The organism is Rhizobium sp. TRM95796, assembly GCF_025779995.1.
Classification (GTDB): domain Bacteria; phylum Pseudomonadota; class Alphaproteobacteria; order Rhizobiales; family Rhizobiaceae; genus Rhizobium_E.
In genome coordinates, this window is the sequence record NZ_JAOXHE010000010.1 from 112,137 (window position 1) to 134,363 (window position 22,227).

Annotated in this window: 17 protein-coding genes; 7 read left to right on the top strand and 10 right to left on the bottom strand. The window is 62.7% G+C overall.

All coding sequences use genetic code 11. The annotated features are described in order from the left end of the window. Window positions 1-2 precede the first annotated feature (2 nt). The 4 genes from OCK01_RS20335 to OCK01_RS20350 all read right to left on the bottom strand — a co-directional run bounded on the left by OCK01_RS20335 (window position 3) and on the right by OCK01_RS20350 (window position 4,630). Window positions 3-1,136: an ABC transporter permease subunit gene (locus OCK01_RS20335; protein ID WP_412179050.1), complete on the bottom strand. Its 1,134-nt coding sequence runs from the start codon at window positions 1,134-1,136 to the stop codon at window positions 3-5. 1 nt (window position 1,137) lies between these two features. After that, window positions 1,138-2,061, bottom strand: a complete 924-nt coding sequence (locus tag OCK01_RS20340; protein ID WP_263825526.1) for an ABC transporter permease — start codon at window positions 2,059-2,061, stop codon at window positions 1,138-1,140. A gap of 109 nt (window positions 2,062-2,170) precedes the next feature. Next, window positions 2,171-3,712 (bottom strand): peptide ABC transporter substrate-binding protein, encoded by a 1,542-nt coding sequence (locus tag OCK01_RS20345; protein ID WP_263825627.1) that lies wholly within the window; start codon window positions 3,710-3,712, stop codon window positions 2,171-2,173. Between the two features lie 273 nt (window positions 3,713-3,985). Further along, a complete protein-coding gene (locus OCK01_RS20350; RefSeq protein WP_263825527.1) occupies window positions 3,986-4,630 on the bottom strand; it encodes a TetR/AcrR family transcriptional regulator in 645 nt (214 codons plus the stop codon). A 154-nt stretch (window positions 4,631-4,784) separates the two neighbouring features. On the opposite strand from OCK01_RS20350, the gene OCK01_RS20355 reads away from it, so the two are divergent. Genes OCK01_RS20355 through OCK01_RS20365 form a run of 3 tightly spaced genes read left to right on the top strand, consistent with a single transcriptional unit; the run spans window position 4,785 to window position 10,032 of the window. Further along, the gene (locus tag OCK01_RS20355; RefSeq protein WP_263825528.1) at window positions 4,785-5,855 is read left to right on the top strand and encodes an efflux RND transporter periplasmic adaptor subunit; all 1,071 of its coding nucleotides are present in this window, start codon (window positions 4,785-4,787) and stop codon (window positions 5,853-5,855) included. Continuing rightward, a complete protein-coding gene (locus tag OCK01_RS20360; protein WP_263825529.1) occupies window positions 5,852-6,925 on the top strand; it encodes an efflux RND transporter periplasmic adaptor subunit in 1,074 nt (357 codons plus the stop codon). The genes OCK01_RS20355 and OCK01_RS20360 overlap by 4 nt, the downstream gene beginning before the upstream one ends. Continuing rightward, window positions 6,925-10,032, top strand: a complete 3,108-nt coding sequence (locus tag OCK01_RS20365; protein WP_263825530.1) for an efflux RND transporter permease subunit — start codon at window positions 6,925-6,927, stop codon at window positions 10,030-10,032. Before OCK01_RS20360 ends, OCK01_RS20365 begins: the two co-directional genes overlap by 1 nt. A 67-nt stretch (window positions 10,033-10,099) precedes the next feature. Here OCK01_RS20365 and OCK01_RS20370 read toward each other — a convergent pair whose 3' ends face one another. Next, the gene (locus tag OCK01_RS20370; RefSeq protein WP_182829832.1) at window positions 10,100-11,014 is read right to left on the bottom strand and encodes a DMT family transporter; all 915 of its coding nucleotides are present in this window, start codon (window positions 11,012-11,014) and stop codon (window positions 10,100-10,102) included. Window positions 11,015-11,075: 61 nt separating this feature from the next. Next, window positions 11,076-13,112 (bottom strand): NADH:flavin oxidoreductase, encoded by a 2,037-nt coding sequence (locus OCK01_RS20375; RefSeq protein ID WP_263825531.1) that lies wholly within the window; start codon window positions 13,110-13,112, stop codon window positions 11,076-11,078. Between the two features lie 152 nt (window positions 13,113-13,264). On the opposite strand from OCK01_RS20375, the gene OCK01_RS20380 reads away from it, so the two are divergent. Continuing rightward, complete coding sequence (locus OCK01_RS20380; protein ID WP_263825532.1) at window positions 13,265-13,915, top strand: TetR/AcrR family transcriptional regulator; 651 nt, start codon at window positions 13,265-13,267, stop codon at window positions 13,913-13,915. Between the two features lie 26 nt (window positions 13,916-13,941). Here OCK01_RS20380 and OCK01_RS20385 read toward each other — a convergent pair whose 3' ends face one another. Then, complete coding sequence (locus OCK01_RS20385) at window positions 13,942-14,430, bottom strand: MarR family winged helix-turn-helix transcriptional regulator (protein WP_263825533.1); 489 nt, start codon at window positions 14,428-14,430, stop codon at window positions 13,942-13,944. Window positions 14,431-14,514: 84 nt separating this feature from the next. Continuing rightward, on the bottom strand, window positions 14,515-16,086 hold the full coding sequence (locus OCK01_RS20390; RefSeq protein WP_263825534.1) for a phytoene desaturase family protein: 1,572 nt from the start codon (window positions 16,084-16,086) through the stop codon (window positions 14,515-14,517). Between the two features lie 288 nt (window positions 16,087-16,374). Between OCK01_RS20390 and OCK01_RS20395 the strand changes: the two genes are divergently transcribed. The 3 genes from OCK01_RS20395 to OCK01_RS20405 all read left to right on the top strand — a co-directional run bounded on the left by OCK01_RS20395 (window position 16,375) and on the right by OCK01_RS20405 (window position 19,345). Beyond that, on the top strand, window positions 16,375-17,160 hold the full coding sequence (locus OCK01_RS20395) for a cyclase family protein (RefSeq protein WP_263825535.1): 786 nt from the start codon (window positions 16,375-16,377) through the stop codon (window positions 17,158-17,160). A 75-nt stretch (window positions 17,161-17,235) separates the two neighbouring features. Then, window positions 17,236-18,825 carry a phytoene desaturase family protein gene (locus OCK01_RS20400; RefSeq protein ID WP_263825536.1) on the top strand — a complete coding sequence of 530 codons (1,590 nt, stop codon included), beginning with the start codon at window positions 17,236-17,238 and terminating at the stop codon, window positions 18,823-18,825. 13 nt (window positions 18,826-18,838) lie between these two features. Further along, window positions 18,839-19,345, top strand: a complete 507-nt coding sequence (locus tag OCK01_RS20405; RefSeq protein ID WP_263825537.1) for a MarR family winged helix-turn-helix transcriptional regulator — start codon at window positions 18,839-18,841, stop codon at window positions 19,343-19,345. 76 nt (window positions 19,346-19,421) lie between these two features. Here OCK01_RS20405 and OCK01_RS20410 read toward each other — a convergent pair whose 3' ends face one another. Beyond that, window positions 19,422-20,354 carry a dihydrodipicolinate synthase family protein gene (locus tag OCK01_RS20410; protein ID WP_263825538.1) on the bottom strand — a complete coding sequence of 311 codons (933 nt, stop codon included), beginning with the start codon at window positions 20,352-20,354 and terminating at the stop codon, window positions 19,422-19,424. Between the two features lie 303 nt (window positions 20,355-20,657). Further along, window positions 20,658-22,217, bottom strand: a complete 1,560-nt coding sequence (locus tag OCK01_RS20415; protein ID WP_263825539.1) for an indolepyruvate oxidoreductase subunit beta family protein — start codon at window positions 22,215-22,217, stop codon at window positions 20,658-20,660. Between the last annotated feature and the right edge of the window lie 10 nt (window positions 22,218-22,227).

A 22,227-nucleotide genomic window follows, 5' to 3' on the forward strand; every position in this document is an offset into this window, starting at 1 on the left:
GATCAGCGGTCCTTCGGATCGAATGCGTCGCGCAAGCCGTCGCCGATGAAGTTCAACGACACCAGCGTCACGACGAAAAACAGCGAGGGATAGAGCAGCAGCCAGGAGGCCGCCTCGATGGAGCTCGCGCCCTCGGCGATCAACACGCCCCAGCTGGTCAAGGGCTCCTGAACCCCCAGTCCGAGGAAGGACAGGAAGCTTTCGAGCAGGATGACCTGCGGGACGAGCAGCGTGACGAACACCACCACCGGGCCGATCGTGTTGGGGATGATGTGCCGGCGGATGATCTGCCCGTCCGTCAAGCCCATCGCCACCGCCGCGCCGACGAATTCGCGGCGTTTGATGGCGAGTGTCTGTCCGCGCACGATCCGCGCCATGTCCAGCCAGTTGATCGCGCCGATGGCGATGAAGATCAGCGCGATATGGCGGCCGAAAAACACCACCAGCATGATGACGAAGAAGATGAACGGCAACGAATAGAGGATTTCGACCAGCCGCATCATCACATTGTCGACCCGGCCGCCCAGATAGCCGGAAATCGCGCCATAGACGACGCCGATCACCAGCGACACCAGCGTGGCGAGGATGCCGACCATCAGCGAGATCTGCCCGCCGACCATGATGCGGGCCAGCATGTCGCGGCCGTTGCGATCCGTGCCGAGCAGAAAGTACTGGCCGTTCACGCGACCCGTGACCGTGGCGGTCAGACCATCGGCGCCGGTCTCGGTGATTTCGGCGCCGTCGAATTCGTCGGGCCGGTCGAGATAACGCACGATGCGCGGATCGATCGGCTTTTCCGCGCGGATACGGGCCGTGTAGGTCGAGCCGTCGACTTCGAAACTCTCCATTTCGGCCCGGCCGCGTTCGACCGCCGCCTTCATCACCGGCTCCATCGTATCCTCGTGCGGATATTGCTCGAGGCTCGGGGGAACGGCGACATAGCTCGGATAGATGTCGGAATAGCCGTGCGAATTGAAGAGCGGCCCGAGGAAGCAGATCAGCGCGACCATCGCAAGCGCGAAAATGCTGGCGACCGCAGCCTTGTTGCGGCTGAGACGAGCGAGCGCCAGTCGCGTCAGGCTACGGCCCTTGCCGGTGTCGGGGCTTGCCACGGCAGACGTTGCAGGGTGGGTCATGTCACTCATAGCGCACCCTCGGATCGATGAACGCGTAGATGACATCCACCAGCAGATTGAGAACGACGATGAACACCGAGATCAGCACCACGGTGCCCATCACCAGCGTGTAGTCGCGATTGAGCGCGCCGAGCACGAAATAGCGCCCGACGCCGGGCAGCGAGAACAGCGTCTCGACGATGATCGATCCCGTCAGCACCGAAGCGGCCGTAGGGCCGAGATAGGAGATGACCGGCATCAACCCGGCGCGGAGCGCGTGGCGTCCGACGACGCTCGACGCCGGCAGGCCATAGGCGCGCGCGGTGCGGACGTGATCGGCGCGCAGCGCCTCGATCATCGAGCCGCGAGTCAGCCGTGCGAAGACCGCGAGTTGCGGAAGAGCGAGCACGATCACGGGGAGGATGAGATTGCGGAAACCGCCGTCGCCCCAACTGCCGGTCGGCACGAGTTGCAGCCCCACGGCGAAGATCAGCGTCAGGATCGGCCCGATCACGAAATTCGGCACGGTGTTGCCGAGCGCGGAGAACGCCATCAGCGCGTAGTCCGGCCAGCTGTTCTGGCGTAGCGCCGCATACACGCCCATGAGCACGCCGCCGAACACGGCGATCACAAGCGCCCAGGCGCCGAGGATCATCGAATAGGGCAGAGCCTGCAGGATGAGTTCGGCGACGGTGTAATCCTTGTAGATGAAGCTCGGTCCGAAATCGCCGCGCAGCACATTGCCGAGATAATAGACATATTGCAGCCAGAGCGGCTGGTCGAGATGATAGACCGCCTTGATATTGGCGAGCACTTGCGGCTCCAGCGGCCGCTCGAGATTGAAGGGACCGCCTGGCGCGATCCGGATCATGAAGAAAGACAGGGTCACGACGATGAACACCGTCGGCAGCGCCGACAGCAGTCGCAAAGACACGAAACGCAACATGGGCGCCTCCTCGATTACGAAATGGCCAAAGGCCGCCGTCGTGAAGACGGCGGCGTCTGGGCCGCGCCCGTGTTCCGAAAACGGTCCGCGTACGCGAGCCCGGTCGGGATCACTCGATCGAGAGATATTTGGTCAGGTGCTCGTTGACGGTGTTTTCCTCAAATCCCTTCACCTTGCGGCTGACGAGCCAGAGACTGGCGTAGTTCATCATCGGGGTGATCGAATATTCGTTCAGCGCGATGGTTTCGGCGTCCGCCAGGATCTTCATGCGCTTGGCCTGATCCCGTTCCTCGTAAGACGCCTTCATCAACTCGTCGAACTTGGCGTTGACCCAATGGCCGTAGTTGAAGGCCTTGTTGGTGGAGACGAGCAGGTTGAGGAAGTTTTCCGGGTCGGCGTAGTCGGCCGCCCAGGCGGCGCGGGCGACGTCGAACTCGCCGCCTTCCTGGAGATAGGCGTAATGCGCCTTCACGTCGAGATTCTGCGTGGTGACGGTCGCGCCGATCGCTTTCCACATGTCGGCGACCGCGATGGCGACCTTCTTGTGGTTTTCGTTGGTGTTGTAGCGGATGTCGATCTTCAGCGGCTTGCCGCCTTCGCCGTAGCCGGCTTCCTTCAGAAGCGCCTTGGCGGCGTCTTCACGATCGAGCTGGTCCATGTCGGCGATGTCGAACTTGGGCGAGGTGTAGCCTTCCATGCCCGGGGGCACGAGATTGTAGGCCGGCAGCTGCGCGCCGCCGAAAATCTTTTCGGCGAGGAAGTCGCGATCGATCGCCATGGACAGCGCCTTGCGCACGCGCATATCGCTGAAGGGCTCGTGACGAGTGTCGAAGGCGTAGTAATAGGTCGACAGCGCCGGGCTGGCGTAGACCTGGTCATCGCCGAGCTTCTTCTTCAGGAAGTCGCGCTGATCGGCCTGATAGTTGTAGACGATGTCGAGCTCGCCGTTTTCGAACATGCGCTCGGTGGCGGCCTGGTCTTCCGACGGGTTGTAGATGACCTTGTCGATCTTCACATTCGCCGCATCCCAGTAATTGGGGTTCTTGACGGCGGTGACATGGTCGTTGGCGACATATTCCGTCAGCATGTAGGCGCCGTTGGTCACCATCTTGCCCGGCTTGGTGAAATCCTTGCCGTCCTTGTCGATGCTGGCCTTGTTCACCGGCAATGCGGTGTAATGGGTCATCAACTGAAGGAAATAGGGCGTCGGACGCTCCAGCGTGATTTCCAGCGACTTTTCGCCGACGGCTTTGAGACCGAGATCCTCGGCTTTCGCCTTTTTCTGGTTGAACGCTTCTGCGTTCTTGATCGGGTAGAGAATGTTGGCGTAGCCGGCGGCGGTGGCCGGGTCGAGCAGGCGCGTCATCGAATAGACGAAGTCGGCGGCGGTCACCGGAGAACCGTCGGACCACTTGGCCGCGTCGCGGATCTTGAAGGTGTAGACCTTGCCGTCTTCGGAGACGGTCCAGCTTTCGGCCGTGCCGGGAATGACCTTGCCCTTGGCGTCGTAGACGGTGAGGCCTTCCGACAAATCGCGAATGATGAAACCTTCGATATCGATCGAAATCTGCGCCTGATCGAGCGATTGCGGCTCGCCGCCATTGCCGCGACGGATCACGCTTTCCGCAAGCGCCGGAAGCGCGAGCGACATGGCCAGCGCGCCTCCGAGCAGAACACGGTTGAAGGACTTGAAGTAGGGATGGACGCTCATTGCAGCACCTTTCTTTTTCACCGCCAGTTTCCCCTCTGGCGCGGCGCCAGACTATTTGCTCCCTGAAAAATTGCAACATCGATCCGCTCGGCCCAGCGCCTCCGCCGGCGCACAGGCTCGTCTCGCCACGACAATATTCGGCGAAATCAGACATTTACGGCGAGCGAAATGAGCTGTGAACAGCGTTTGGAAGCCTTCTGCCGCCGACGGGCTTCAAGCTTTCAGTATCCTCTGCATCAAAGTGCTGACGGCCGATTGCAAGCCGGCGTCGCTGCGGGCGACAGGCGTCAGGCGGGCGAGAAACTGGCCGGTCGAGACGACGAGCCCGGCCATGGCAAAAGACGAGATCACCATCAGCACTTCGTCCAAGGGCGGTTTTTCGTCGCCCCGAATGGACCGGAGGAATGGCAGGAGAACGCTCAGCATCGGCTCGACCAGGCGCGTCTGGATAATGTCGCTCCGCGCGTCATCCTCCGCTGCGATGATCTCGCCGACCAGCAGTTGGGCGAACTGGGGACGCTCGCTGATCATGTCGACGATCTTCGCGGTCATCCGGGAAAGTCTTTGGCTGTCCTCCAGTTCTTCGCATTCGACCACGAAGCCCTTGAGCCGAGCCAGGGAATCATCGCCGACGCTCGTAATCACCTCGGTCCATAGTCCGAGCTTCGAGCCGTAGTGATAGGAGATCAGCGCTACATCGACACCCGCACGCGTCGCGATCATCCTGAGCGAGGTGTTCTTGAAACCGTTTTCCGCAAAACAGGCGAGCGCAACCGCGAGCAGGGCGTCACGATCATGGCCCTCGCCGCGACGCGGACGGCCGCGACCCCGCTCCTGCCCCTTTATGTCATCGATCAAATTTAGCTCCTCCGAGAGACTTGACAAAAATAGCGCTTCCTCGGCATATATTCAACAGTCGATGAATAAATTTCGACCTATTCCATGGGAAAAGAACATGCTGGAACGCGCCGTTCGGCCAGATGACTGGAGAATTTTCGGAAATCGCGTCCTTTTGCTCCCGCTTCTTCTCGGCATCCTCATGCTCTCGCTGCCAGGCTGCGACTCGGACAAGAAAGCCGCCGCGCCGACGATTTCGCAGGTCGCCGTGCAGACAGCGGCCTTGACGCGGGATGTCGAAGAAGGCTCCGGGACGGGGGAGATCAAGCCGAGGATCGAAAGCGAACTCTCATTCAAGGTGAGCGGGCGTGTGAACGCGCGCTATGTCGGCGTGGGCGATCGCGTCAAGACCGGACAGATCCTCGCGACGCTCGACGACACCGAGCAGCGCGCCGACGTCGCCTCCGCCCGCGCCTCGGTCGAATCCCAGGAAGCCAGCCTCCGTATCGCCCAGTCGGTGCTGAAGCGCCGCGAAGCGCTGGCCGCGACCGGCGCCTTGTCGCGCCAGCAGCTCGACAGCGCGGTGCAGGAATTCCAGTCGGCGCAGAATGATCTGGCGGCGGCGAAAGCCTCACTGGCGACGGCTGAAGACGCGCTGGTCCAGACGGTCCTGCGCGCCGACGCCGACGGCGCCATCACCGCCCGCACCATCGAAACGGGCCAGGTGGTTCAGCCCTCCTCCACCGCCTTCACGCTCGCGCATGACGGCGAACTGGATGCGGTCTTCAACGTTCAGGAAAATGTGCTGAGCGCCCGCGATACGCCGCCGACGATCGAAGTGTCCCTGCTGTCGCGCCCGGCGATCCGCGCCAAAGCGAAGATCCGGGAGATCAGTCCCGCGCTCGACACGACGCTCGGAACCGTCCGCGTCAAGCTCACCATCGAAAATCCTCCGCCGGAAATGACGCTCGGCTCGGCGGTGGTGGCGCATGTCCGCTACGGCAGCAGCGAGCGCGTGAAGATCCCCTGGCAGTCGCTCTATTCGCTCGATGGCCGGCCCGCCGTGTGGGTGGTCGATCCAGCCTCCATGCAGACGCAGCTGAAGCCGGTCACGGTTCTGCGTTATGATTCCGCCACGGTGGTGCTGGCCGATGGGCTGACGCCGGGCGATATCTTCGTGGTGGATGGCGGCCAGTTCCTGCGCAACGAAGAGAAAGTCGCCTTCACCGACGAGGCTGTCCAATGAAGCTCATCTTATTTCCTCCGCTGATGCTGATGGCTGCAGCGCTTGCGGCCTGCAACGAAGCGCCCGGAGCCGCCGAAGCGCCTGTTCGTCCCGTTCTCACCACCGTCGCCTCCGCCAGCCACGCCGATGCGATCGGATTCACTGGCGCAGTCGAAGCGGCTTTCAGCGCCGATCTCGGCTTCCGAGTTCTCGGACGCATCACCGCGCGCAACGTCAATGTCGGCGATCTCGTTCGAAAAGGCCAGGTCCTGGCGACCCTGGACGACTCCAGCCTTCGTCTCGCGGTCGACAAGGCGAGAGCGGATTTAGCTTCCGCGACCGCAAAGCTGGATTTGGCCAAGGTGACGGAAGAGCGGCAGAAGAAGTTGCTCGCAACCAATGCGACGACGAAGGAAAGCGCCGAAGAATCCGTGCAGTCGCGCGAAGCCGCCGAAGCCTCGGTGCAACAGCTGCAGGCCGATCTCATCAAGGCGCAGGAGCAGTTGAGTTATGCCGAACTCACTTCTGAAACCGACGGCGTCGTCTCGGCCGTGTCCGGCGAAGTCGGGCAGGTGGTGTCAGCCGGTCAAACCGTCCTCACCATTGCAGGCCTCGGCGCCCGCGACGCCGTGGTCGACATTTCCGACAGCTACGACGCGCTGACGGCGATCGGAACGCCCTTCGTCGTGACGCTGCAAGCCAATCCGGCCATCAAGGTGAAGGGCAAGGTGCGCGAAACGGCGCCGCAGGCCGATGCGGCCACGCGGTCGCTGCGAACCAAGATCGCGCTGGACTCGCCGCCGTCCACCTTTCGCCTGGGAAGCACCGTGACCGCGACGCCGGACCAGCCGGTGCGCGACCGGATCTGGCTGCCGCAAAGCGCTGTCGGCGGCAAGGACGGCGGCCAATTCGTCTGGGTCGTCGACCCCGCGACCAAGAAAGTTTCGACACGGACCGTGACGAGCGAGGCGGCCGCCAATGGCGGCGTCTACATCCTGTCCGGTCTCGAGAGCGGCGAGCGCGTCGTCACGGCCGGCGTCAACTCTCTTTCCAACGATCAAACAGTCCGCATTGCCGGTGAGACGCCCTGATGACCCAGAAATTCAACCTCTCCGAATGGGCGCTCGCGCACAAATCGCTGGTCTGGTACTTCATGATCCTGGCCGCCGTCGCCGGCGTGTTGTCCTACATCAATCTCGGCCGCGAGGAAGATCCCGACTTCAGCATCAAGACCATGCTGATCCAGGCGAGCTGGCCCGGCGCATCGATCGAGGAGATGACGAGCCAGGTCACCGACCGGATCGAAAAGAAGCTGCAGGAACTCGACAATCTCGACTACACCAAGAGCGTCAACGCGCCCGGTCAGGCGACGATCTATGTGAACCTCCTGGACACGACCAAGGCGTCGGACGTCAAGCCGACCTGGGTCAAGGTCCGCAACATGATCGCCGACATCGCGCCGCAATTGCCGTCGGGCGTGCAGGGTCCGAGCTTCGTCGACAGTTTCGGCGACGTGTTCGGCAATATCTACGCCTTCACGTCCGATGGCCTCACACAAAGACAATTGCGCGATTATCTCGAAGCAGCCCGCACAGAGATCCTTTCTGTTCCCAATGTCGGCAAGGTCGAGCTGATCGGCGCGCAGGATGAAGTCGTCTATCTCGAATTCTCCACGCGCCAGATGGCGGCGCTCGGCGTCACGCAGAACCAGATCCTGACCACGCTGCAGAACCAGAACGCAGTTGTCGCCACCGGCACGCTGCGCACCACCGGCGAGCATATCAATCTCCGCGTCTCCGGCGGCTTCGCCTCTGAGGACAGTCTCCGCAACATCAATCTCCGCGTCAACGATCGCTTCTTCCGGCTGAGCGACGTCGCCAAGATCACCCGCGGCTATTCCGATCCGCAGGACCCGCTGTTCCGCGTCAACGGCCAGCCGGCGATTGGTCTCGCAATCGGCATGAAGGCGGGCGCCAATCTCCTGGATTTCGGCGAAGCGCTGAACAAGACCATGGAGCGCGTTATCGCGGACCTGCCCGTCGGCGTCGGTGTCCATCACGTGGCGGCACAAGCGGAGGTCGTCGAAGAAGCGGTCGGCGGCTTCACCAAGGCGCTGTTCGAGGCCATTGCGATCGTGCTGGTGGTGAGCTTCCTCAGCCTGGGCATGCGGGCAGGCCTGGTCGTGGCTGTGTCCATTCCACTCGTTCTCGCCATCACCTTCGTCTTCATGGAATATGCCGGCATTTCGCTGCAACGCATTTCGCTCGGCGCGCTGATCATCGCGCTCGGCCTGCTGGTGGACGACGCCATGATCGCAATAGAAATGATGGTGTCCAAGCTCGAAGAGGGTGAATCGTTGCAGAAGGCGGCCACGGCCGTCTACACATCCACAGCCTTTCCGATGCTGACCGGAACGCTGGTGACGGTCGCGAGCTTCATTCCCGTGGGGCTGAACAACAGCGCCGCCGGCGAATTCACCTTCACCCTGTTCGTGGTCATCGCCGTTTCGCTGATCGTATCCTGGGTCGTGGCGGTGCTGTTCACCCCGCTGCTCGGGGTCGTGATGTTGCCGAAAACCATGAAGAAGCATCACGAGGAGAAAGGGCGTGTCGCCCGCATCTTCTCCGGCCTTCTGAACGCCTGCGTCAGTTGGCCGAAGATCACCATCGCCTTGACCCTGATCGCCTTCGGCGTGTCGATCTATGGTATGGGCTTCGTCCAGCAGCAGTTCTTCCCGTCATCCGATCGACCGGAACTGGTGATCGACTGGACCGCGCGGCAGAATTACACGCTCGCGCAGACCAAGGCCGAAATGGACAAGTTCGAAAAGGATCACCTCGCCGGGAATCCCGACATCGATCACTGGACGTCCTATGTCGGCCAGGGCGCCAAGCGCTTCATTCTGTCTTTCGACGTGCAGCCCAACACGCCGAATTTCGGCGAGATGATCATCGTCGCGAAAGACATCGAAGCGCGCGATCGCCTGAGGACCCAACTGAGCGCCGCCGCCGAAACGGAATTTCCGGGAAGCGACGTCTTCGTCAAGCTCCTCGATTTGGGCCCCCCGGTCGGCCGGCCGATCCAGTATCGCGTGTCGGGACCCGATCCCGAAAAAGTTCGTATCTACGCCCGCGACATCGGCTCGATCCTGGGCGGCGATCCCCGTCTCGGCCGCGTGGTCTACGACTGGATGGAGCCCGCCCGCACCGTCAAGGTCGAAATCCTGCAGGACAAGGCCCGCCAACTCGGTGTGACCTCCTCCGACATCGCGACTGCGCTCAACAACATGACAGGCGGCTCGACGATCACCCAGATCCGCGACAGCATCTATCTCATCGATGTCGTCGGACGCGCGGTGAAGGATGAGCGACAGTCGGTGGAGATGCTGAGAAACCTGCAGCTGTCGGGCGGCAACGGCCAGTCGGTGCCCCTCGCCTCCATCGCCAATTTCCGCTACGAGATGGAGCAGCCGATCATCTGGCGTCGCGACCGCATGCCGACGATCACCGTCAAGGTGGCGATAAAGGACAGCACCCAGCCGGCCACGATCGACCAGAAGCTCGAACCGCAGATCAGGGCCTATGCCGGCAAACTGCCGGTCGGCTACAAGGTCGAAGTGGGCGGCTCGGTGGAAAGCAGCGCCAAGAGTCAGGCGCCGATCGCCGCCGTGGTGCCGATGATGCTGCTGGCGATGGCGACGATCCTGATGTTCCAGTTGCAGAGCTTCCAGCGTCTGTTCCTGGTGGTCATCGTCGCGCCGCTCGGCCTGATCGGCGTGGTGGCCGCGCTCCTGCCCAGCGGCGCGCCGCTCGGCTTCGTGGCGATCCTCGGCGTGCTGGCGCTGATCGGCATCCTGATCCGCAACTCCGTCATCCTGGTCGTCCAGATCGAGACGCTCATTCACGAGGGGCTCGCCCCGTGGAACGCCGTCATCGAGGCGACCGAACATCGCATGCGGCCGATCATGCTGACGGCGGCCGCCGCGAGTCTCGCGCTGATCCCGATCTCCCGGGAAATCTTCTGGGGCCCGATGGCCTATGCGATGATGGGCGGCATCATCGTCGGAACGGTGCTGACGCTGCTTTTCCTGCCGGCGCTCTATGTGGTCTGGTTCCGCATCAAGCGGCCGGACGCAACCGACGTGGCGCAAAAGGAGCAGGAAGATCATGCGCAGCCGTCAGAACCTCATCCCGCCTGATATCCAAACGACAACGCGGCCCCGCTGACGGGGCCGCGCTCGTTTTGGAACCCCGCCCCCTGAAGCATCAACCACGGGCGACGGTGACGATGCCGATCAGCGAGACGATGAGACCGACGACCATCATCCAGGACATCGGTTCGCCGAACATCGCCCAGGCCCAGATCATCGTCACCGGCGGACTGGCGTAGAGCACCGCGGTGACGCGCGCCGGCGACGATTTCTTGAGCGCCACATAGTAGAGCGTCCAGGCGCCGAAGGTCGCCACCACGACGAGCCAGAGCACGCCGCCGATGAATTCCGGCTCGAGCACCGGCGCCACGCCGTGTTCATGATAGGCGAAAACGGAGAAGACGGCCGCTGCGGCGAGGCATTGAATGCAGAGGCTCTGATAGACCGGCATGTCGCGTGACTGGAACCGCCGCTGCAAGAGGGTGGAGCAAGCCAGGGCCAGTGTCCCCGCCACAGGCAGGAGATAGGCCCAGATCTCGACCGATCCGAGCGAGAGGGATTCCATCGACGCCAGCACGACGCCTGTCATGCCGAGACTTGTGCCGAGCCACTGTCTCCCGTTCAAGGCATGTCCGAGAAGCGGCCAGGACAGGACGGCCACCGCGAGCGGCAGCATGTCGGTGATCAAGGCGACGAGCGCCGTGGGCACGCCGAAGCCGATCGCGAAGCCGAAGCCGGCGAGATATCCGGCCATGGCGAACGCGCCGATCGCCGCCTGCTCCAGCGCGTCGCGCAGACGGATTTTGGGACCGAACACCAGGGCGACGGGCAGAAGAAGCAGGCCGGACGCCAGGCTGCGCCACAACAGGATGAGCGAGATCGGCGCGTGATCGCTGGCGAAGCGGGTGCCGATAAAGCCCGCGCTCCAAGAGAGCAGCATGGCGATTTCGAGCCCGATCAAGCCGTAGGCGGCAATCGGGCTCTTGCGGGACGCCGCGGTTGCAGCGGGAGGAATGCGGGCGTTCGTCATGCGGAGATCAGACACCGATCCGCAGTCTGCGTCCGGTCCGCTTGCGACACGCCCGCGCCCATCAGATGTTTTTCACCAGCCGCAGAGCGTCATAAATCGCCGCGTGTGTGTTGCGGGCCGACACCGCGTCACCGATCCGGAACAGCTGGAAGCGGCCCTCCGGGTTGCGCGACACCGTCTGCGGCAGACCGTCGATCAGATCGTCATAGGCGACTTCGCCCGCATTCACCGACAGCGGCTTCAGCTCGAAATAGAGATCGTCGAGCGGGATCGTGCCGTTGTTGACCACCACTTGATCCACATGCCGGGTCTTGGACACGCCACCGTAATCGCTGCCGACATGGGCGGCGAGGCCGTTGCCATGACGCTCGACGGATTCGAGACGATAGGTCACGGTAAAGGTGACGTCTTTGTTCTGCAGCGACCGCATATAGGGGACGAGGTTCATGGCCATGACCTCGGGCGAGAAAGACCGGTCCGGCGTCATGATCTCGACCTTGGCGCCGGAATTGGCGAGGATCTCCGCCGCCTGAAGCGCAGCGTGATCTCCAGCGTCGTCGAAAACAAGCACATTCGTTCCCGGCTTCACGTCGCCTGAAATGATATCCCAGGAGGACACGACGAGGTCGTTGCCTTCGGAGAGCACCTCGGTATGCGGAAGGCCGCCGGTGGCGATGATCACCACGTCGGGGTTCTCCGCCTGCACGATGTCGGCTTCCGCCCAGGTGTTGTAGCGGATGGTGACGCCGAGTTTCTCGCATTGCGCCAGTCGCCAGGCGATGATGCTCATCATCTCGCGGCGGCGCGGGCTCTGCGCCGTCAGCCGAATCTGCCCGCCCGCTTCACTTGCCGCTTCGAAGACGACGACTTCGTGACCCCGCTCGCCGGCGACACGGGCGGCTTCGAGACCGCCAGGGCCAGCGCCGATGATCACGATCTTTCGCTTATCCTCCGCTTTGGGGATGGCGTGCGGCATGGTCAGCTCGCGCCCGGTCGCGGCATTGTGGATGCAATAGGCCGCGCCGCCCTGATAGATCCGGTCGAGACAGTAATTAGCGCCGACGCAGGGGCGGATGTCCTCCTCCCGCTTTTCGATGATCTTGCGGACGATGTGCGGATCGGTCATATGCGCCCGCGTCATCCCGACCATGTCCACCTTGCCGGCGGCGATCGCATGGCGGGCAGTGGCGACATCCGGGATCTTGGCGGCGTGGAAGGTAGGGAAATTCGTGGCCGCGCGGATTTCGCCGGCGAAATCGAGATGCGGCGAATTGGCCATGCCCTGAATGGGAATGAGATCGGTCAGGCCCGGATCGGTGTCGATATGGCCGCGCACCACATTGAGATAATCGATCAACCCGCTGTCGCGCAGGCGGCGGGAGATCTCCAGGCCCTCGGCCTTGCCGGTCCCGCCCTTCAACTGCTCGTCGGCCGTATAGCGGACCCCGAGAATGAATTTGTCGCCGACGCGTTTTCGAATCGCGGCAAACACATCGAGACAGAACTTCATGCGGTTTTCCAACGAGCCCCCATAGGGGCTATCGAGCTCGTTGGTGAGCGGCGAGGCGAACTGGTCGATCAGGTGGCCATAGGCTTCGAGCTCCACGCCGTCCATGCCGCCCGCCTGCATGCGCTCGGCGGCGTCGGCGAAGTCCTTGATGATACGCTCGATATCCCACTCTTCGATTTTTTTCGGATAGGCGCGATGAGACGGTTCGCGCAGATGCGAGGGCGCCACCACCGGCAACCATTCGCCCTTGTCCCAGCGCGTGCGTCGACCGAGATGGGTGAGCTGGATCATGATCGCGGCGCCGGCCTCATGCACCGCGTCCGTCATTTCACGCACCCAGGGCACGATCTCATCCTTGTAGGCGAGGAGATTGTTGAAGACCGGGGGGCTGTCCTTCGACACCGCCGCCGACCCTGCAGTCATCGTCAGCGCCACGCCGCCGAGGGCGCGCTCGACGGTATAGGCGCGATATCGCTCCTTCGGCATCCCGTCTTCCGGATAAGCAGGCTCGTGGGACGTCACGATGATGCGGTTTCGCAAGGTGAGGTGCTTGAGCTGGAAGGGTTGCAGCAGGGGGTCGTTGGACACGGCGCGGCTCCATTTTGGCGATCGCTGCAATCTAAGCAGAAATGTACACTGACGTCAACAATATTGACATAGGTGTACATTTAGAGTTTTATCCAGCGTATCGAAAATTTCCGCCAAGCGTCGTAAGCAGGTGGGATGATCGGGAATCATTCATGACTGAGACTTCGACGGACAGCGGCTGGCGCGGATCGATCGACGGATGGCTCGAGGCCGCCTATGAGGCGCTGCTCGAAGGCGGCGTCGATGCGGTGAAGATCCTGCCGCTCGCCAAGCGACTCAGTCTCTCCCGCACGAGCTTCTACTGGTTCTTCAAAGATCGCGAGGAGCTTCTCGATGCGCTCGTGGCGCGTTGGCGCGACAAGAACACCGGCAATCTGGTGCGGCAGACCGACGCCTATGCGGAAACCATCGCCGAGGCGGTGCTGAACGTATTCGATTGCTGGCTGGATACGGCGCTGTTCGATTCCAGGTTCGAATTCGCCATGCGCGGCTGGTCGCTGCAGTCGGACGACATCCTGAAGGAGGTGCAGGCTGCCGATCAAACGCGGCTCGACGCGATCTGCCGGATGTATCGGCGACACGGATTCGACGCCGTGTCCGCCGACGTGCATGCGCGCACGCTATATCTCGTGCAGATCGGCTATATCTCCATGCAGACGCGCGAAGATCTGGAAACGCGGTTCCTGCGCATTCCGGAATATGTGACGATCTTCGGAGGCGCGACGCCCAAACAATCCGAACTCGACCGATTCTTTTCAAGGCACAGGCTCAGGGAGGAGCGTCTGGCGACGAAGGAAAACTGACCGCCGCCCTCCTATGATCCAGCCGCTCAGTCCGCGCCGGACAGATGATTCCGAACCGATGCCTGCAACTGATCGATACTGTGATTGAGCGCCGGGAAGATGTCCTTGTCGACATCCGCCATCATTTCGCCGAGCCAGGTTTCATGCACCCGCGCCATCTCGGCGAAAGTCTTTCGACCCTGTTCGGTCAACCGCGCGACCGTCACGCGGCGGTCGTCGCCGGGCGTTTCCCGCACGAGAAGCCCATCGGCTTCAAGACGTTCGACGAGACCGGTGATATTGCCGTTTGTGACCATGGTGCGCTTGGAGATTTCCCCGAGGCGCAGACCTTCCGGCTCGCGATAGAGCTGCGCCAGAAGATCGAACTGTGGCAGGGTCGCCCCGAATTCGGCGCGCAGGCGGCGGCGGATCTCCTGCGTCACCAGTTTGGTGGTCGACAGCATCCTGAGCCAGACCCGCAATTCCTGCTTCGCGCTCTCGGTCGCCTCTATCCCGCTGTCCTTTTCCGCCGTCACGCGCCTGTCCCTATGCCGCTCGCCTCAGTCTATCCCGCTTCATGCCCGGAAATCGCGCGGTTTTCAATGTTCTGCGGTGGAAACTCACTTGCCCGCCAGCATTGACGCCAGCATGAAGCCGGAGCCTGCCCCCGTGCCCGCTCCGGGCCAGGTCGAAGCGCCGCAGAGATAGAGGTTCTTGACCGGCGTCTTGTAGCGGGAATAGCCGGCGACCGGGCGGAAGAGGAAGTTCTGGTCGAGGTGATGCGAGCCGGAAAGATTGTCGCCGCCGATGAGATTGGGGTTTTCCCGTTCGAGATCGGCCGGCGAGAAGACCGAGCGCCCCAGGATTTTGGTCTTGAGCCCGGGCGCGTAGCGCTCCAGAAGCGCAATCACGCGGTCCGCATAGATATCCTTGACCGCGTCCCAGTCTTTCTCGTGGATTTCCCCCGCAGCATCGCCATGGACTTCCGCCGGTAACACGCGCACCTGCACCCAGAGCACATGCTTGCCCTCAGGCGCGCGGCTGGGATCAATCGCCGTCGGCTGGCCGACCACCAGCGCAGGCTCCGCCGGCAAGAGACCATCGACTGCTTCCGCATAGACCCGCGACATCATTTCGAGATCGGGCGCGAGATGCACATAGGCGAAGCGCTTCAGCGCCTCCCCTGCCGCCCAGTCCGGCTGACCGTCGAGCGCGAGATGGATCATCATCGTGCCCGGACCGGCGCGGAACTTGGCGATTTTGCTATCGAAGTCGGCGCGTGATGGTTCAGGTTTCAGGAGCTTGCCGAACACCAATTGCGGATGGGCGTTGGCGATCACTGCCTTTGTCGCGGTCAGAATGCGTCCGTCCGCAAGCCTCACGCCGGTCGCCGCGCCCGCCGACGTCTCCACCGAAGCCACAGGCGCGCCGAGGATGATCTCGCCGCCTTTCGCCTTCAGAAGACCCGTCATCGCCTTGATGATGGTGTCGGCGCCGCCTTGGCCGATCACCATGCCGAAGGCCTGATTGGCCATGCTTTCGAGATAGGGAAACAGCGCGCCGCCCGCGACATCGGGGGAGAAGTCGAGATGCAGGCCCCAGGCCGCCATCATCGCCTTGACCTTGGGATTTTCGAAACGGGCGTCGAGGAAATCGCGCGGCGACGACAGCAGCAGCCTCACCGTCTCATAGAGCCAAGCCGTCCCCCGCGCGCGCCAGGCCTTCCACGCCACCTTGGCGGCGGCAAACGATGGCATCGGCGACCCCAACAGACCGAAAATATGCGGCGCGTCGGCGCCGAACTCGGAAAACATCATTCGCCAGGCGGCGGCGTCGCGGGCCGAGAGGGCCGCAATCCGGCCCGCGCTCGTTTCGAGATCGGAACTGACGCCGAGCCAGGTCCCATCACGAAATACGCTGGCGAAGCAGTCGCTCGCCGGCGCAAAGCCGAGGCCGTGGGCAAAGAGCGCGTCCTTGTTTTTATTGAAGAAGGCAGAGCCGGCGAACATCGACAGGTTCATCGCGCAGAGATCATGCCGGAAGCCGGGCAAGGTCAGTTCGCGCGTCTTCACCGCGCCGCCCGCCTCCTCCTTTGCTTCGACGACCGCGACCTTCCAGCCGCGCGAGGCGAGTTCCACGGCGGCCGCCAGCCCGTTATGGCCAGCGCCGATGACCACGGCGTCGTAATTCATTGTCCCGTTCCCCGATTTTTATCGATAGCTTCATATGCATACATCTTGAAGGCCGAGCGGCAAGCAAAAAATATTTGAAGCCTAAAGGTTTTTGGCGTGAGCAGGCGAATGGTGTTTTGATGAGCAGCTTCAACGAGATGGAATGAAGTGTTCACACGCCGGCCTGCTCATCCAACCGCCCGACCGATACTTGCATTTTCATATTTACTGACTTAGCGTCGGCGTCATCGGGCAGCTGCGGCGCTTGCAACCGGCCGCAGCGAGACCCTGGCAAAGAGGGAACAGATCATGTCAGCCACCATTCTCGCCGATGTCGCGAAAGCGCTTCTTTCCGGTTCCATCGAGGTCGTCGACCTCACCGCGCCGCTCGGTCCCAATACGCCGGTCCTCTATTTGCCGCCGCAGTTCGGCAAGAACACGCCGAGCGTCAAGGTGCACGAGATCTCGCAATACGACGAGAACGGCCCGTTCTGGGCCTGGAACTGGCTGGAGCTCGGCGAACACACCGGCACGCATTTCGACGCCCCCTCGCATTGGATCACCGGCAAGGACCTGCCGGGCAACACCACCGACACCATTCCGCCGCAGGCCTTCGTCGGCCCGGTCAACGTCATCGACCGCTCCAAGGAATCCGCGGAAAACCCGGATTACCTGCTGACCGTCGAGAGCATCAAGGCCTGGGAAGCCGAGCATGGCGAGATCGAAGCCAACAGCTGGGTGGTGATGCGCACCGACTGGTACAAGCGCAACGGCTCGACCGAAACCTTCCTGAACGCCGACGAGAACGGCCCGCATTCGCCCGGACCGACCGCCGAGGCGATCGAGTATCTCGTCTCCAAGAACATCATGGGCTGGGGTCAGGAAACCATCGGCACCGACGCCGGTTCGGCCGGCGGCATGAACCCGCCTTTCCCCGCCCATAACCTCATGCACAAGGCCGGCCGCTACGGTCTCGCCAGCCTCTGCCATCTCGACCGTCTGCCCGCAAAGGGCGCGATCCTGATCGCCGCGCCGCTGAAATTCGTCAAGGGCACGGGATCGCCGATCCGCGCGCTGGCGCTGATCAGCAAGTAAGCATCGAAAGCCGGCGGATATTTCCGCCGGCTTTTTCCGATGCGCGAGACAGAGGCATGAGGCAGGACGGACGCCATGAGCATCCATGACTATATCGTCGTCGGCAGCGGCATCAATGCGCTTGTCGCAGCCGCGCTGCTGGGCAAGAAGGGCAAGAAGGTGCTGGTGCTCGAGCGCAATGATCGCATCGGCGGCTGCCTGCGCACCGAAGAGATCACCGAGCCGGGCTTCCGCCATGACGTGATGGCGACGACCATGGTGCTGTTCCTGACCTCGCCCGCCTATGGCGCGCTCGGCAAGGATCTCGAAGCGCGCGGGCTCGAATTCGCCCATTCCCCCCTGCCCACCGGCGTGCTGATGCCGGATGGCCGCCACGCCATTCTCTCGATGGACCGCAAGCGCAACGTCTCAGCCTTCGACGCCTTCGCCAGTGGCGACGGACAAGCCTTTTCGCGTGAGATGGACAGGCTCGGCGCCGACGCGCCCTTCCTGTTTTCGCTGCTCGGCGGCTCGCTCTGGTCGGGCAGCGTGCTCAAAACCGTGCTGAAGGAAGCCTGGCGGCGCGGCCCGCGCGGCTTGGCGGCCTGGTTCGGCGAAGCGCTGGTCAGCGGCAGATCGCATCTTGAGGCCATTTACCGCTCCGAGGAACTGCAGGCGCTTTTCGCCCCCTGGGTGCTGCATTGCGGCCTCAATCCGGAAAGCGCCTATTCCGGCGAAATGCTGAAGGTAATCGGCTTCGCCATCGAACTGGCCGGCTGCCCGATCGTCAAGGGCGGCGCGGACAATCTGCTCAAAGCGTTTGAAAGGTTGATCACGGACCAAGGCGGCGAGATCCGCACACATGCCGATGTCGATGTTGTCACAGAAGACAATACGGGCCGCGCCACCGGCGTCCGGCTGGCGAACGGCGAGACGCTTCAGGCTCGGAGCGGCGTGATCGCCTCTGTGACGCCGACGCAGCTTTACGATCGCCTGCTGAAAAGCTCGACGAAGCCACGGCCGGCGGACGTGGGCGAAGGGCTGAAATCCTATCGCTACGGCAAGGGCAATATGCAGATCCATTACGCGCTGAAATCGCCGCCTCGCTGGAAGGCCGGCGGCGAACTCGGCCAGGTGGCGCTGCTGCATCTGACTCCGGGTCTCGACGGCGTGTCGCGCGCCGCCAATGAATGCGAGCGCGGGTTATTGCCCGCCGTGCCGACCATCTGCGTCGGCCAGCCGACCGCACTCGACCCGAGCCGCGCGCCCGAGGGCAAGTCGATCCTTTGGCTGCAACTGCCGGAAGCGCCGCGTCATATCAAGGGCGACGCCGCCGCAGAACTGCCGATCCCGGCCGACGGTCGCTGGACCGAAGAGCTGCGCGAACGTTTCGCCGATCGCGTCGAGCGCATTCTCGAAAGCCATATCGACGGATGGTCCGAGAATGTGCTGGCCCGTCGCGCCTATGCGCCGAGCGATCTCGAAAGCATGAACATGAATCTCGTCGGCGGCGATCCCTATGGCGGCTTTTGCGGCGTCGACCAGTTTTTCCTCTGGCGTCCGTTCAAGTCCTCGGTTAACCACCGCACCCATGTTCCCGGGCTTTATCATATCGGTGCCTCGACGCATCCCGGGCCCGGCCTCGGCGGCGGCTCCGGCTTCCTCTTGGCCTCATCGCTGACATGAACAGGAAGGTTGCATGACGGATCGATTTTCTGGCGCCGTGTTCGGGCCGGTCGAGGGCCCGGAGAACAAGCGCCCGACCATGGGAGAAATCGGGCTCAACAATTTCGCGCCCTATCTCATGAACAGGGTGATCGCGCGCTGGAACGCCAATCTCGCAGACGACCTCAAGGCGCTCGACATCACCACCGCGAAGATGCGGGCGCTCGCCATCCTGTCGATCACGCCGTCGGTGACCATCAACGAATTGTCGGTCTTCGCCGTCACCGAACAATCGACCATGAGCCGCACTCTGGAATCGCTGGAGGAACAGGGCTTCATCCGCCGCCAGCCGCGCCCCGACGACATGCGGGTCCGCGACGTGACGATCACCGAGGAAGGCAGGGCTGCGTTCGAAAAGATCTGGCCGACCATGTATGACGACTTCCTCAAGATGTTCGAGGGCATCGAGGAAGAGGAGTACAAGTCATTCATCGGCGTGCTGCACCGGATCCTGCGCAACATCCGCCAGAACGATATCTGACCGAACGCTCCGTCTGAAACGCAAAACGCCCCGCACCATTCAGGCGCAGGGCGTCAAGAGTTTGGCCCTATGCCGTTCAGGCGTAGCGCGCGTCGTACCAGGCCTTGAACAGCGCGTACTGATTTTCGAGATGACGCTGCTGCGAGGCGCTGAGCTCGTCGGTCTCGTTGAAATGCAGCGTGTACTCAGTGTCGCCGTTCAGCACCATCAGATATTTGTAGTGCAGGACGAGGTCGGGACCTTCGTCATAGGTGGAGAGCACCATCAGCGCTTCTTCGAGTTCGAGCGCTTCCCGGCGGGCGGCAGGGTCGCCCTTGGCGGCCTTTTCGCAAAGCGACACGAGATGCAGCACTTCCTTCGGCAGCGCATTGCCGATGCCGGTGATGGCGCCGCCGGCCCCGCAATTGACGAAGCCGTGATAGACGCCGGTGTCGACGCCGACCATCAGCGTCAACGAGTCATCGCCCGAGGTGATGTTCTCGGCCGCATAGGTCATGTCCTTTTTGCCGCCGAATTCCTTGAAGCCGACCAGATTGGAGAACTTCGAACGCAGGTCGAAGAACAGGTCGGCGCGTGTGGCGAAGCCGTAATAGGGGCTGTTGTAGATGACCGCCGGCAGATCTTTGGCGGCCGAAAGAATGGCCGAGAAATGATCGCGCTGGGCCGAGACCGAGGTGCCGCGCGACAGAACGCGCGGGATGACCATCAGACCCTTGGCGCCGACCTTGGCGGCATGCGCGGCATGGCTGACGGCGGACTTGGTGTTGATGGCGCCCGTGCCGACGATGACCGGCACGCCGGCTTCGACGAGGCGACGCACGCCTTCCTGGCGCTCTTCATCGGTCAGAAGTGGCCAGTCGCCCATGGAGCCGCAATAGACGACGGCGGACATGCCGGCTGCGATGAGCTCCTTGCCCTTGCGGACCAGCTGATCGAAGTTCGGCGTCCGGTCCTGATTGCAAGGGGTCATGAGCGCGGGCATGCAGCCGCTGAATACATTCGCCGTCATTTGGGTCTCCTGCGTTTGGGCAGCACTGCCTCGATCAATCTGATGAAACTGATATATCAGATCTCGATATACGTGTCCATTGAATTTGTTCGATCGAAAAACGACTTCGTGACGCCCTGATTTTATATCCTTATCTTACTTCGCAGTTGATATTTCAGAAGACCGCGAACAGTCGCCGCACAATCAAAAACCGGCCTTCCCTTTGCAAGGAAGGCCGGAAAGCGTCGGCAAAGCCGACGGCGGGGAAATCGTCACCGCCAAGCGGAGGAAGTCGCATGCTGCGACGCGACCGAATGGCAAGCCTTAAAGGCTCGCCACCGTCTTGAGCGCGCCATCCAGCGCAACGCCGCCTTCATCGAGAAGCGCCGCCTGTTTGAGACGCCGCAGCCAGTCGGCGCCGTCTTCACGGTTGCGCAGCATGGGAAGAGCGGAGAGAACGCGATCAAATTTCGACAAGCCGCGCGAATGGGTGTCGGAATAGCCCTTCACCAGTCGGCGCGTGGCGAGAACCTCCGTCGCGAGATCATAATTCTCCGGCAGCAAGTCGGTCGCCGCTTTCAGCCAAACGTTCATATGCTCCAGTTCGCGGGAATGCCGCAGCGTGCCGCGACGGCGGGAGCGCAATGCCGAGACCATGTAGAGTCCCAGGAACCAGAAGAGCGTCGCCGTCTTCACCCTGCGTCCCTTGTTGATCCGACGGTCGAGGAAATTGAACAGGCTTGGCCGGTTCTCGATCCACAGGCCCAGACCTTTCGGCAGTGTGCCGCAGACCTCTTCCATGCGCGGATGCATATATTCCGTCATATACACGATCTGGTCGTCCTTCGCCCCGACTTCCTTGCGCACCCGCTCGAAACGCGACTGACGAACCTTCAGATCAGCCACGCGGATGACATCGTCATAGGCCATGGCGACCGCCACATATTTCGCCGCCTGCTGCGAAAAAGCAAAGTCTTTGTCCGCGCCGCCCTGGGCGCGATCAAGGGAATGGAGCGTCGCGACCCGGTCGAGATATTCGCCCGCATAGGCGGGGTCCTGGAAATCGGTGAGCTTCTTGACGCCCGCATAGAGCATGGCGTGCAGAACCTCCGGGAACTCCGAGCGGATGCGCGCCAGGAGACGATCGAGGTCGGCATGACCGGCCGTGGCCGGCAGCGGATCGAGCCGTTTGACCGGCTTTGCTGAGACGGAATCGCGCGGCTTGTCGCGGGCGCGGTCGAAGGCGGCGGCGAAGGCTTTCAACGAGGGTTCGATGCCCTTGCCGCCGGCGCGGATCGTCGCCTCGAAGGCTTCGCGCGGGAAAGGAAGCGCGCCGGAGCCGGCCAGCGCGCCGAACATCGAGGCGGAGATGACGCTGCCATTGCGCACGGCGAGCGTTTCCATGTCGAAGGCGATGGTGCGGCGGGCGGCGAAATCTGTTGCCTCGACCACGGTCTCGGGATTGCCGATGCCGTCGCCCGGCGCCTGCTTTTCCGCCACTGCAAAAGAACGGTGGGTGGAGGCGATCAGCGTTGTCTTATCCGGCGTCACCAGACCGCGCAGAACCGAGCGGCCGGCCTCCATCAGTTCGGCGGCCATGACGACGTCGACATCCCCGGGCGTTGGCATCAGCGAGAAGATCGGCGCGCGGCCGTCCCGCTCCGGCAGCATCTCGATATAATAGATCGTCGCGCCGGTGCGCTGGGCGACGCCCGGCACCGAAGTCGTCTGGGCCATCCAGCCCTGCGCCTCGGCCATGCTGACGATCCAGTCGGCGAGCACGCCGCCGCCCTGCCCGCCCATGGCGAGCACGGCGATGGCGAGCGGCTTGTCGGTGGCGAGGCGCTCAGTGCGGAGGGCGTCGATGGACACATGTTCGTTCATGACGCTTTCC